The organism is Mycobacteriales bacterium (genome assembly GCA_036497565.1).
Lineage (GTDB): Bacteria > Actinomycetota > Actinomycetes > Mycobacteriales > QHCD01 > DASXJE01.
Window position 1 is genome coordinate 1 of sequence record DASXJE010000073.1, and the last position, 12,448, is coordinate 12,448.

14 protein-coding genes are annotated in these 12,448 nt (G+C 69.0%); 5 read left to right on the top strand and 9 right to left on the bottom strand.

Annotated features, from left to right (window positions below; translation table 11 throughout):
• The 6 genes from VGH85_06235 to VGH85_06260 all read right to left on the bottom strand — a co-directional run.
• Positions 1-402: ABC transporter substrate-binding protein (locus tag VGH85_06235; protein HEY2173397.1), on the bottom strand; the 402-nt coding region annotated here is incomplete at its 3' end.
• A gap of 46 nt (positions 403-448) precedes the next feature.
• Complete coding sequence (locus VGH85_06240) at positions 449-1,819, bottom strand: sulfatase (protein HEY2173398.1); 1,371 nt, start codon at positions 1,817-1,819, stop codon at positions 449-451.
• Positions 1,820-1,848: 29 nt separating this feature from the next.
• Complete coding sequence (locus VGH85_06245) at positions 1,849-3,234, bottom strand: sulfatase (protein HEY2173399.1); 1,386 nt, start codon at positions 3,232-3,234, stop codon at positions 1,849-1,851.
• Positions 3,231-4,208 (bottom strand): Gfo/Idh/MocA family oxidoreductase, encoded by a 978-nt coding sequence (locus tag VGH85_06250; protein ID HEY2173400.1) that lies wholly within the window; start codon positions 4,206-4,208, stop codon positions 3,231-3,233. The genes VGH85_06245 and VGH85_06250 overlap by 4 nt, the downstream gene beginning before the upstream one ends.
• Positions 4,209-4,237: 29 nt before the next feature.
• Complete coding sequence (locus tag VGH85_06255) at positions 4,238-5,032, bottom strand: sugar phosphate isomerase/epimerase (GenBank protein ID HEY2173401.1); 795 nt, start codon at positions 5,030-5,032, stop codon at positions 4,238-4,240.
• 7 nt (positions 5,033-5,039) lie between these two features.
• Entirely contained in the window at positions 5,040-5,198 is a 159-nt protein-coding gene (locus VGH85_06260) for a hypothetical protein (protein ID HEY2173402.1), read from the bottom strand.
• A 573-nt stretch (positions 5,199-5,771) separates the two neighbouring features.
• Between VGH85_06260 and VGH85_06265 the strand changes: the two genes are divergently transcribed.
• Positions 5,772-6,656, top strand: a complete 885-nt coding sequence (locus tag VGH85_06265; protein ID HEY2173403.1) for an AraC family transcriptional regulator — start codon at positions 5,772-5,774, stop codon at positions 6,654-6,656.
• Here the strand turns inward: VGH85_06265 and VGH85_06270 are convergent.
• Complete coding sequence (locus VGH85_06270) at positions 6,627-7,574, bottom strand: phosphotransferase (protein ID HEY2173404.1); 948 nt, start codon at positions 7,572-7,574, stop codon at positions 6,627-6,629. The two genes, VGH85_06265 and VGH85_06270, sit on opposite strands and share 30 nt — an antisense overlap.
• 84 nt (positions 7,575-7,658) lie before the next feature.
• On the opposite strand from VGH85_06270, the gene VGH85_06275 reads away from it, so the two are divergent.
• The 3 genes from VGH85_06275 (at position 7,659) to VGH85_06285 (ending at position 10,747) form a co-directional block, all read left to right on the top strand.
• Positions 7,659-8,609 (top strand): DMT family transporter, encoded by a 951-nt coding sequence (locus tag VGH85_06275; GenBank protein HEY2173405.1) that lies wholly within the window; start codon positions 7,659-7,661, stop codon positions 8,607-8,609.
• 45 nt (positions 8,610-8,654) lie between these two features.
• Positions 8,655-9,515, top strand: coding sequence for a polyphosphate kinase 2 (gene ppk2 / locus VGH85_06280; GenBank protein ID HEY2173406.1), 861 nt, complete (start codon positions 8,655-8,657; stop codon positions 9,513-9,515).
• Positions 9,516-9,604: 89 nt separating this feature from the next.
• Positions 9,605-10,747: a 5-methyltetrahydropteroyltriglutamate--homocysteine methyltransferase gene (locus tag VGH85_06285; protein ID HEY2173407.1), complete on the top strand. Its 1,143-nt coding sequence runs from the start codon at positions 9,605-9,607 to the stop codon at positions 10,745-10,747.
• Here VGH85_06285 and VGH85_06290 read toward each other — a convergent pair.
• Both VGH85_06290 and VGH85_06295 read right to left on the bottom strand, forming a co-directional pair.
• Positions 10,744-11,493: a hypothetical protein gene (locus tag VGH85_06290; protein HEY2173408.1), complete on the bottom strand. Its 750-nt coding sequence runs from the start codon at positions 11,491-11,493 to the stop codon at positions 10,744-10,746. The two genes, VGH85_06285 and VGH85_06290, sit on opposite strands and share 4 nt — an antisense overlap.
• Before the next feature lie 60 nt (positions 11,494-11,553).
• Positions 11,554-12,102 (bottom strand): AAA family ATPase, encoded by a 549-nt coding sequence (locus tag VGH85_06295; GenBank protein ID HEY2173409.1) that lies wholly within the window; start codon positions 12,100-12,102, stop codon positions 11,554-11,556.
• Between the two features lie 142 nt (positions 12,103-12,244).
• Here VGH85_06295 and VGH85_06300 point away from each other — a divergent pair.
• Positions 12,245-12,448, top strand: a 204-nt coding sequence (locus VGH85_06300) for a hypothetical protein (protein HEY2173410.1), incomplete at its 3' end; no start/stop codon positions are given.

Sequence of the window (12,448 nt, forward strand, 5' to 3'; positions counted from 1 at the left end):
GCTCGAGAACGCCCGGAAGAGGTCGGCGGAGGTCGCCGACGGGGAGACGATGACCTTGTGGGCGCGGTAGAACGTCGAGACGACGCGTAGCGCATCACCGGAGTCGGCCGGGCCGATGACCGCGGCGATCGACGAGTCGGAGGCCAGGCTCGCCGCGACGGTCGTCACCGGCTGTCGGGCGATGTCCCGGTAGACGAACGTGATGTGGCGGCCGTCGATGCCGCCGGCGGCGTTCACGTTGTCGGCCGCCCATCGCAGCGGCATGCGCGACCCGACCGCATTGGGACCGCTCAGCGGAAGCATGACGCCGATCCGGATCGTCGCGGGGGACGATCCGCACGCGGCGCCGCAGAGGACGAAGACGAGCAGCAGCACACTCGCCCACACCGACGACTTCGTCATCGCGGCGCGTTGACCACGGCGACGGAGATTCCCCAGCTACACCAAGTCAGTTTAGGCGGCGGTGGCTCCTGGCGCGGTCGTTATCGCCGCCGTGGCGGGAGCGAGTCCGGTCGACGAAGTGCCGGTACGGCAGGCTCAGGCTCTGACTGGTCATCGGGTCGGGACGCCCGGTGCCGGCGAGTGCACCGGCCCGCCAACGGTTCAGCTCATCGGCGAGCGCCGAAACGCGGTCCGGATTCGTCGCCGCGAGATTGTGCGTTTCGGCCGGGTCGGCGCGCAGGTCGAACAGCAGCGGGTCTCCGTTTCGAGGCCGGCCGTAGACGTCGGGCAGGTCCTCACCGTCGTCGGTCTCGGTGATCGGCACGATGAGCTTCTCGTCCGCCGTGCGGATCGCCACCGATGCCTGCCTGGTGCACTCGGTCGAGATCACCGCTGACCGCGGGAGGTCGCGCGCTCCACCGAGCGCCGGCAGCAGGCTGTGCCCGGTGAGCGGGTAGCCGGGTGCCGGGAGGTCGGCGGCCTCGCACAGGGTCGGCAGCACGTCCTCGTTCGACACGAGCGCGCCGAGTCGGCCGGTCGTCCCGTCGGGTAGGCGCAGCATCATCGCGATCCGGGTGACCGCGTCGTAGAGGCCGTGGTGGTCGAAGTGAAGACCGCCCTCACCGAAGCATTCGCCGTGGTCGGCCACCAGCAGGAAGATCGTGTCGTCCCAGGCGCCCATCGACTCCAGACCGGCGACCAGTCGGCCGATCTGCTCGTCCACCTGGCTGATCTCCCCGTCGTACTGCGCCACGACGTAGGAGTAGTCATCGGGGTTGCGCAGCTGCATGTCGGCGAGGAACGCGTCGTAATACTCCGGCGATATGGCGCGGACCTCGTCCATGTCGAACGGCCCGGTGCCCGCCTCGTAGTGCATCGTGTCGTACGGCGGCAGCGGTCCGTAAGGAGTGTGCGGATCCCAGTAGTGCACGAAGAGGAACAGCGGCCGATCCCCGGCACCGTGCACGAAGGAGAGCGCGCTGTCGGTCAGCTGCGCACTCTGCGACCCGAACGGCGCGTAGAGGAAACCCGAGTAGTGGTGGTAGCCGCGCGCGAACCAGCTGCCCCGCCCCGACCCCTGCACGACCAGGTTGTCGACCGCGGCCGTGACGTAGCCGGCGTCCTGCGCCAACTGCGGAAGCAACCGGATGTCCTCGGGCAGCCGGTCCCGGCCGGGATGGGTGACGACCGAGGTGTGGTACGGGTGCAGCCCGCTGAGCAACGTCGTGAACGACGGCGTCGTGGGGATGCCGGCGGCGATTGCGTTCTCGAATACGACCGACCGCTCGGCGAGTGCGTCGATGTTCGGCGACGTACGGCGGTGGTAGCCGTAGCAGCCGAGGTGGTCCGCCCGCAGCGTGTCCACCCCGACCACCACGATGTTGGGCCGGCGGCCCGAGGGTGTGGTCAGCTGCCGGCCGCCGGCGTGTTGAGGTGGCTCGGGTCCGGGATCCCGGCGGCCTGCCCGGTCCGTTCGCGCAGGGGGACCGCCCCGGGCCCCACGACCTCGTCGTCGCGGGCCGCGCCGATACGCGTGGCACAGGCGCCCTGGTCGGCGACCGGATCGCTGCTCCGGCCGGTCTCGGCGAGCCGTCGGGCCAGCCACGCGTCGAGCCGTGCAGTCAGGTCGCGGACCTGATCCGGGTGGGCGTCGGCCACGTTGACCTGTTCGCCGGGGTCGGCGGCGAGGTCGAACAGCTCGGTCATCGGCCGGCCGTGCGGGTCGGGCTCGATCGACGTGATGAGCTTCCACCGCTCGGTGCGGATCGCGCGCTTGACCTCCCACGTGGCTTCGGAGAGATAGACCTCGGCGTAGTTGCCGTCCCGCGCGCCGTAGATCGACGGGAGCAGGCTCAGTCCCTCCATCCGCTCGGTCTGCGGGATTCCGGCCAGGTCGAGCACGGTCTGGGCGACGTCGACGTTCTGCACCAGCCCGGGCACCCGGCGGCCGGCCGGGAGCTTCGGGTGGGACATGATCAGCGGCACCCGCACGGTCGGGTCGTAGAGCCCGTGGTGGTCGAAGTAGCCGAGCTGGTCGTCGAGGATCTCGCCGTGGTCGGCGGTGATCAGCACGAGCGTGTCGTCACGCACCGACTCGAGCGCGTCGAAGACCCGCGACAGGTGATGGTCCATATAGCGGATCTCACCGTCGTAGAGGTTGACCACGTAGTCGGAGTCGGTGACGCCCGGCATCCAGTCGTGGAAGTACCACTTGAACGGCTCCCAGCTCCACGCCTCGTCCATGCTGCGGTTGTCCGACCGGTACGGGTCGCCGTCGTAGAAGAGGTCCTGGTAGCCCGGCGGCGGGAGCAACGGCGTGTGCGGATCCCAGTAGTGCAGGAAGAGGAAGAACGGCCGCTCGTCGCTCTTGAGGTCCTCGATGGTCGGCAGTGCGACGTCGGTGACCGCCTCCGCCTTGCGCAGCACGGTCGGATCCGACTTGTCCCACTGGTATTCGTGATACTTCTCGAACCCGCGGGTGAAGTGCCGGCCCATGTTGTCGACGGCCGCGGTGGCGTAGCCGTTGTCGGCGAGGATCTCCGGCAGCAGCCGCACGCCGTCCCGGATCGGTACGCCGCCCCCGATGTTGACGATGTCGTGGGTGATCGCCTCCTTGCCCGAGAACAACGTGGTGAAGCTCGGGTGCGTCGGGATGTTCGGCGCGAAGCACGACTCGAAGACGACGCCGTCGCGGGCGAGGCGGTCGATGTGCGGGCTGGTTTCGCGGCCGTAGCCGTAACAGCCGAGATGGTCCGCACGCTGGGTGTCGAGGGCGATCAGCACGATGTTCATCCGGCGACCTCCTCGACCGTGCCGCCCTCGAAGGAACGGATGGCGGCCTCGATGACCTCCTGCGCGGCGAGCCCGTCGGCGCCGGATGCGTCGAGCGGGCCGCCGGCGATCACCTGGTGGACGAAGGCGTCGATGCGGTTGCCGAACGTCTGCCCGAACCCGTCCATCCCGCCCATGATCGGGTTGTCGACGACGAGCTTGTCCGGCGAATCGCGGGGGAGGAACTCGAGCCGTTGGAACACGTCGTCGATCACGAACCGGCCGGCGCTACCGGCGACCTCGCACCGCTCGATCGGGTGGTACCGGCTCGCGTCGTAACTTCCGGTGAGGTGGCCGACGGCTCCGCTGGCGAACTGCACATTGATCGAGGCGTTGGACCAGATCGAGCGACCGGGACCCTTGTGCAGGAAGGCCTGGACCTTGACGATCGGCCCGGCGAAAAACCGCATGACGTCGATCGAGTGCGGGTGCAACGCGCGCAGGTGGAACCACGGCGAGCTCTCGTTGGGGTTGTTGATCCACAACGCCATGTTGACGAAGAGGACGTCGCCGAGCCGGCCCTCGTTCTGCAGCGCCTTCGCCCGGTCGGCGGCCGGGGTGAAACGGTGGTTCAGGTCGACGCCGAGCAGCGTCCCGTGCTCCTCGGCGCTTCGTACCATCTGGCGGGCCTCACCGATGTCGTTGGAGATCGGCTTCTCGACCAGCACGTGCTTGCCGGCCTCGATCAGGCGCATCGTCGGCTCGAAATGGTGGCCGCCGTTCTCCGGGCCGGCGGTCGCGACACTGACCGCGTCGATCTCCTCGTTCGTCAGCAGGTCGTCGACGCTCTTGTACGCCGGGACGCCGTACTGCTCGGCGACCGGGTCGGCGCGTTCGGACAGCTGGTCGCAGACGGCGACCAGCTCGGCGTCGGGGTTGGCGGCGTACCAGCGTGCGTGGGTGCGCCCGATCCCACCGAGCCCCACTATTGCCACTCGAAGCATCTGTTGCGTATTCCTTCCGGTCATCGGCCGATCTCGGACAGACAGCGGTGCAGGTATCCGCGGCTCTCGGCGGCCACGCCCATCGCCCGCGACAGCGAATAGGTCGTCGCCCCGATCACCTCGAGGTTGAGCGGGCCGGCGAAGCCGACCGTGGTCAGTGCAGCGAGGACGGCGGGAAGATCCACCGCTCCGCGGCCGGGGATCTGCGTCTCGGGCGGCCCGACGGCACGTTCCCTGCTGGCGCAGTCGCGGATGTGCGAGGTCACGATGCGGTCGCCCCAGGCGAGTGCCACGTCGGCCGGGTCCTCACCGGCCCGGTAGAGGTGGCTGGGGTCGAAGTTGAGACCCAGTGCCTCCTCGTCGACCTCCGCCATGAGCCGCAACGCGGTCCGGGCGTCGAAGATCGCCTGCCCGACATGCGGTTTGACCGCCAGCCGCACTCCGTGACCGCCGGCCAGCTTCGCCAGGTCCGCGATGTTGGCGATGGCGCGGACCGTCGACTCCTCGTCACCGGACGCGCCGCCCGACCCGATGTTGACGATCGTGACGCCGAGTTGCTCCGCGACACCGAAGACCCGCTCGAGCCGTTCCCGATCGGCCGCCCCTGCTTCGATGGCGGTCGGAGTCAGACCGTGCCCGGCGACCATCTCGCTCACCCGGCGGATCTCCGGTGCGCCGGCATCGGCGTCGAGGTGTTCGCACATGCCGCTGATCGCGGCCAATTCGACGTGGGCGTAGCCCGCGAACGCGACGTGCTCCAACGCTGTACGCAGATCGAACCCGCCGAAGACGACGGTGTTGCATCCGAGCTTCATGGTTTCACTACCCCTTGACTCCGGTCAGTGTGATTCCCTGGATGAAGGTCCGCTGGGCGAAGAAGAACAGAATGACCACCGGGATGACGACGACCGTGCTCGCCGCCATCAGCGGACCGTACTGCGTCGAGTACTGGCTCCGGTAGAAGGTCAATCCGAGCGACACGGTGTAGCTGCTCGAATTGCTGAGATAGATCAACGGCCCGAGCAGGTCGCTCCACGCTGAGCTGGGCCACGTCGGGCGGACTGTTCGCGGCGATCGCGACGAGGAGCTTCTGCTGTTCTCCCGAACTGGTCCCGGGTGCGTAGGTGACGCGCACCCCGACGTCCTTCTGGACCTGCTCGTAGCGGCTCGCGAGCTTGACCCAGCCCTGGCCGACCGTCCCGCCGAAGATGCTGTAGACCTCGATATTGGTCTTCCGGCCGGGTGCGGGGTCCTTGCTCAGGCCCTGCGTCGATATCGGGGCCGTGCCCTTGGTGATGGTGCAGCCGCCCAGCGCGAGGGAGCCGGCGGCGAGGCCCGCCCCGCCGAACAACCGCAACGCCTGCCGTCGGGAGACCGCACCCGCGCGGTCGGCTCCGGTGTCGGGGCTGTGCACAGGCTCGTCCTCCGCGATCCGCTGGATGTGTGCCGCTCAGGCTGACAGGACTGGCGCATTCGGACTAGCACGAAATGCGCCACTCGTAGCAGGATGTGCGTGCACGACAGGGATGCCACCACCGAGGTGAGGGGCGAGTCGTGGACCGGGTGCGCCGCGGGGACGTGACGACGTCACCGGGCCCGCTCGTGGCCGGCGAGCGGATGGATGCGCCGGCGGGAACGGAGCCGCACAGCCACGACTTCGCCGAACTCGTCGTTGTCACCACCGGGTCGACGACGCACGTTTGCGCCGCCGGGCGCCGCCGGCTGGGCCGCGGATCGGTCGTGGCGCTGCGACCCGGTGACTGGCACGGCTACGAGGACAACCGCGATCTGTGCATGTACAACATCTATGTCGGTGGCGAGATCTTCGACCGTGAACTCTCCTGGATCCGCACCGATCCGCGTCTCGGCCGGGTGCTGTGGCCGGGTGACGACGACCAGGACGCCGAACGAACGAGCGACCTCGATCCGCCCGCGCTGCGCCGGGTCGAGGAGTGGCTTCCACTGCTCGCCGGCCGTCCCGATCCGGCCGCCGCCGACCACCTGCAGCGGATCGGCATGCTGCTCTGCGTTCTGGGCGAACTCGCGACCGCCCTCGGCGGCGCCGTCGTACGGCATGCACCGGACCGGCACCCGGCCGTGGTCGCCGCCACCCGGCTGCTCGACGACTACGTCGCCGATCGGTGGTCCCTGGACGAATTGGCCGGCTGCGTGCACCTGTCGCGGAGCTACCTGGTGCGCCTGTTCACCGCGGAGATCGGCATGTCCCCGATGACCTACCTCGGGCGGCTGCGGGCGGAGCGGGCCGCGGCGCTGCTGACGGACACCGACCTCCCGGTCGCCGAGATCGGCCGCCTCGTGGGGTGGCACGACCCCAACTACGCCAGTCGCCGGTTCCGGCAGTACTTCGCTGCGAGCCCGGCGGGCTACCGTGCGCGGGTGCGGGCACCGTCAGCGCAGAGCACGCCCGGCGACGCGTAGGGCGTCGAGGTCGCGCTCGAGATACCCCTCCGACAGCGTCTCGGTCCCTCGCCAGGACGGCTTGTCGATGAGATGGAACGCCAGGTTGCTGATGCGGGTGACGACGTCGAGCCAGGGGATGGCCTGCAGGTCGACGGGCCGAAGCGGCCGCAACTCGGTGTAGCCGGCAGCGAAGTCGTCCCACCACGGTGTCGCCCGTACGCCGCAGAGGTCTCCCGCCAGCCATCCTTCGCCGCTCAGGTCGAAGTCGTGGATGACGAGGCGCCGATCAGGTGTCAGCCGGACGTTGTCCATGCTGACGTCGCCGTGGCAGATTCCGCGGGCCGGATCGTCCGCGGACAACTCGGCGAGGCGGCGACGGGCGGTGTCGGCGAGGGCGACGATGCCCGCCCGGTCCGCCGGCCGGTCGGCCAGCAGCGGAAGGATCGCGGCCAGCGGCCGGTCGAGCAGGTGGGTCAGGTCGGCCGGCGGCCGGTGGTGCCCGCTCGTGAAGTCCGCGCCGGCGTCGTGCAGCTGCCCGATCAGCCGGCCGAAGTCCCGATACAGCGGGCCGGTGAAGGGTTGCGACGGGTCGCTGCCGGCGGTGAATTCCGACAGCATCGCCGGCCGCGGGCCTTCCGGTGCGTCGATGACGCCGATCGGGTCGCCGTCGGTGCGGGCCACCGGTGGGCTGACCGCGACGCCGGCCCGGTGCAGGTGCGCGATCAGGTCGACCTCCCAGGCCACCTCGTCCGGTGATCGCCACCCACTCCGATAGACCTTGAGCACATAGGTCCGGTCCGTCGTATCGACCCGGTAGACGTCGTTGACCAGCGACCGGAGCAGCACCACTCGCTCGAGACCGGTGAGCCGGTAGTCCCGGGAGATCAGGGCGAGCAGGGCAGCCGGGTCGAGAAGTGACCTAAGACACGGGAACACCCGGGAAGTATCCGGGCCCTTTCGTGCATCACACAAAGGGGCCGGGGCTCTATTCATCGAGCGGAGCGTGAGGAGGGCAGGATCATGGCTGGTTCCCAGATCAGCATCGCGGCGATCCTGGTCGGCCTCGCCGCAGGCGCCTGCTTCGCCGTCGCCACCGTGCTGCAGCAGCGGGGGGCCCAGGCCACTCCGGACGAGCACACCATGCGGCCCCGCCTGCTCGTCGACCTGGTCCGGACACCGATCTGGGTGGCCGGCATTCTCGCCGCCGCGGGCTCGTTCGGCCTGCAGGCCCTTGCTCTGGCGCTCGGCCCGATCACCCTGGTCCAGCCGCTGATCGTGACCGATCTGCTCTTCGCCCTGCCGCTTGCCGCCCGGCTCAGCAGGACCCGCCTCGGCCGGCAGGAATGGATCGGCGCCGCGCTGGTCGTCGCGGGGCTGGCGACCTTCCTGACGGCGGCCGCTCCGCGTGCCGGCGCCGGCCAGCCGGGCTCGGGACACTGGTTGATCGGCATCGTGGTGGTCGCCGGCGTCGTCGTCGCCGGGGTCCTGTCCGCCGGCTCCCGGCCCGGCGTGCGCCGGACCAGCCTCCTGGCCCTCGCGGGCGGGGCGTCGTTCGGTCTTATGTCGGCGCTCACCAAGTCGGTCACCGGACTCGTCGAGGACCGCGGCCTGGGCATGCTCGCCGCGTGGCAGCCCTGGGCCATGGCGGTCGCGGCCATCGTCGGTCTGGTGCTCGCGCAGAGTGCGTTCCAGGCCGGTCCGCTGTCCGTCGCCCTTCCGCTGCTCGACGTCATCGAGCCGTTGGTCGCGGTGGGGATCGCCGTCACCGTCTTCGGTGAGCGGATCAGCCATAGTCCGACGGCCTACCTGGTGGAGGCCGCGGGTGCCCTCGCGGTGGTCGGCGGGATCGCCGTGCTGGACCGCTCCCGGGTGGTCGTCGCCTCGCACGAGGTCGCCGACGCCCCGGCTCCCCGCCCCGCCCAGGACCTCGACGACCGCGTCCTGGTCGGCGCCATCGGCCCCGCCGCCTGAGCGGATCGCCTACCGTTGCCTTGTCCGGCGGAGGGGGCGAGGCGGGTGGCCAAGTCAGCCAAGCAGGGTAAGGGCGCCGCAGCGAAGGCCAGGAACGGCCGGCGTCCCGACCGGATCCCGCGCAAGGTCTACGAGAAGGAGCTCGCCCGGCTGCAGTTGGAGCTGGTCAAGATCCAGGAGTGGGTGCGGGAGGAAGGCAGCCGCGTCGTGGTGGTGTTCGAGGGCCGCGACGCCGCCGGAAAAGGCAGCACCATCAAGCGGGTCACCGAATACCTCAATCCCCGCGTCGCGCGGATCGTGGCGCTGCCGGCGCCGACCGAGCGGGCGCGCGGGCAGTGGTACTTCCAGCGTTATGTCGAAAACCTTCCGGCCGCCGGCGAGATCGTGCTGTTCGACCGCAGCTGGTACAACCGCGCCGGCGTCGAGCGGGTGATGGGCTTCTGTACCCACGACGAGTACAGCCGCTTCCTCTACCAGTGCCCGATCTTCGAGCGCATGCTCGTCGAGGACGGCATTCTGCTGCGCAAGTACTGGTTCTCCGTGAGCGACGCCGAGCAGGAGCAGCGCTTCGAGTCCCGGCTCGAAGACCCCATGCGCCGTTGGAAGCTCTCGCCGATGGACCTCCAGTCGATCGACCGCTGGGAGGACTACTCCCGCGCCAAGGACGACATGTTCATCCACACCGACATCCCCGAGTCGCCGTGGTTCGTCGTCGAGAGCGACGACAAACGGCGGGCCCGGCTCAACATGATCGCCCACCTGATCTCGACGATCCCGTACGTCGAGGTTGATCGTCCGCAGCTGCACCTGCCGCCGCGGCCCACGTCCAAGGGCTACGAGCGCCCGCCCCGGGCCGAACAGACCTACGTCCCCGACCACGCCGCCGAGGTGCTCGCCTCGTCCTGAACGTCGGCCTCTCGTCAGGACGTCGCAGAGCATCTAGGGTCAGCCCTGTTCGCGTGCACGGTCCGATCATCGACCGCAAGGAGACGCGCATGGGTATCCCCACCGAGAACGTCGGTTCTCTCCCCCGGCCGGCCAGCCTCCAGAAGGCGACGGCCGCATACGACGGAGGAAGCATCAGCTTCGAGGAGTTGGCAGCGGCGCAGGACGCGGCCTGCAAGGACTCGATAGCGCGGATGGAGGCCACCGGGTCGCCCATCGTCTCCGATGGAGAACAGCGGGCGTCCAGTTTCGCGACGTACCCGATCACAGACACCCTCGCGGGCACCGGTCTCGCCGACAACCTCGCCGCCGACGGGCAGTACTTCGCAATCTTCGACGACGGCCACCACCGTCAACTGCCACGTCTGACGGCCGGGCCGTTCCGTTACAAGACCTTCGCCTCCGACTACTTGAGCAAGTCCAAGCCTTATGCCACGAAGCCGATGAAGCAGGCGGTCATCGCCCCGTCGATGCTGTCGCTGCTCTACCCGCTCGACGGCAAGCTGGACGGATACTCGCGTGAGCAGTTTCTCAGTGACCTGTGCGACGAGGCGGAGAAGGACATCCGGCAGGCCTTCGCCGCCGGCGCCGCCCGGGTCTCTATCGACTTCACCGAGGGGCGCCTGGCCGCCAAGAACGACCCGCGCAACCCCTGGACGGGCCGCCACATGCTCGAACAGTTCATCGAGCTGAACAACCGGGTGATCGACCGATTCTCGCCGCAGGAGCGGATCAACATCGGGATCCACACCTGCCCGGGTGGTGACATGGACTCAGTGCACTCGGCCGACGTCGATTACGCCGAATTGCTGCCGTCGATGTTCCAGATGAACGCCGGCTACTTCCTCATGCAGCTCGCGAGTGAGAGGGATAAGGAATACGTCTACCGGCTCGTCGGTGAGCACAGCCGCGATGACGCGAATGGCATCCCACAGATCTGCTTCATCGGCGTGATCGACCCGTTGAACCCGGCGGTGGAGACACCCGATCAGGTCGCCGAGGACATCGTCACCGCGTCGCGCTACATCCCGAAGGAACGGCTCGCGTCGACCGACGACTGCGGGTTCTCGCCGTTCAGTATCGACGACAAGCCCAAGCACGGGTCGCCCGACGTAGCGCGAGACATCGCCTTCCAGAAGATCGCGGCACGCGTGCAGGGGAGCCAGATCGCCGCCGAGCGTCTCAAGCTCTAGGTGGCCGGGTAGGCGGGCGGGGCGCTCGACGATCGGTAGGAGGCGCGGCGGATGCCGACGACGATCAGGACGATCCCGCCGATCAGCAATACGGCGCCTGCGATGAGCAGGCCGGTGGCCGCCCAGATCAGCCACGGCACCGTCACGCCCACGTCCGCGCGAAGCGACACGCCGCGGGAGCCGTCGGCGTTCATCGCGACGATCGTCCAGTTACCGTCCTGAACCTTCCAGGTCAGCGTCTGCGTTCCGGGACCAGTGGCTTTCGTGCTCCAGATCGAGGCAGTTGCCGGCACCGTGGTCGGGGCGGCGCCGGAGTGATTGGTCACCGCGCTGTGGTTGTTGGTGAAGTCGTCGAGCGTCGCGTACTGCACGCTGCCCAGATAGCTGTTCAGCTGGTTCGCCGGCGCGATCCCGGCGAAAATCGGCGCACCGTTGGTGCTAGTCACCCGGATGCGGACGGTGCCGAGCAGCGAGCGGCCGACGCCGTAGAGATTGACGTTGTTGCTGGCCAGGGCGTAGCCGCTGGTCGTGAAGACCGCGGAGTTCGTCGAGAGGTATCCGTTGTCCCGTTGCGTCTGGTCGCCCCACAACGCCGCCCCGCCCGCCGCGAGCAGGCCCAACGACACCAGTGACAGCAACGATCCGAGCACCACCACGACGGTGCGACCCGCCGTCCAGCCCTCGCGCTTCGGTGCCGGCGGCGGCGGACCGCTCGGTGCGACCTGTTGTCCGTATCCCGTTGTCATCGGACCCCCCGAGGCTCCTAAACCTTCATGGTCCCCGCTTATCGCCGGCTTTGGGCTCGATCAGGGAACGAGAGCCTCCGCGAGCCGGGACAGCACCTCGTCGACGGTCTGCTCGGCCGTCTGCTCCGAGGTGTCGAGCCACAACCCGAGGCGGGGAGTGTCGTGCCGCAGCGAGTCGTCGAGGGTCGCGACCGTCCAGTCGACATAGCCGGTCTTGTCCCGTGCGGCCTCGCGCGCCGCCACGACGTCCGGCCGCGGCGCCAGGACGACGAGATATCTGGGTCGGCTGCGCAGCGCAGCGACGTAGTCGGTCAGTGCCGGACCCAGCACGATGTCCTGCAGCACTGCGGTGAACCCGGCCGCCGCGTATTCGTCCGCGACCAGCGCGGCCAGCCGGTAGCGAAGTCGCAACTGGTCCAGCGCGTCGTCCGGACCGCCCGGTGCCATCTCCGAGCGGCCGGCCACGATCATCCGGCGGAACACGTCGCCCCGGACATGCGCGGCCCGCGGCAGCCGGGTGGCGAGAAGCTGCGCGACCGTCGACTTGCCCGACGCCATGACGCCGGTGACGACGACGACGGCGCCGCGCAAATCCGGAGGTTGCTGCATAGCAGCAAGGCTAGTGTGCGCTGTTCCTCGATAGCACGATCAGCCCCAACACTTCAAGCAGCCGGTAGGTGACGGAAAGTTCTTGTGTGGCAGGGGTTTTCGGGCTCGGGGAATTGTCGGTGGCTGGTTCTATCGTTGTTGCATGGTCAGTGGTTCGGGTTCCGGTGAACATCCGGTGTGGGATGCGGTCGGCTGCCTGACTGCGGCGGTCGACGGGCTCGCCGGTTCCGCGTTGTGGCGGTGCGGGGATGAGGAGCTGCTCGACCTGCAGCAGGTGCTGGAGACGGCGGCGCGGCGGTTGTCGGCGGCGTCGTTGCGGCTGGTCGCCGAGGTCGACGACCGCCGG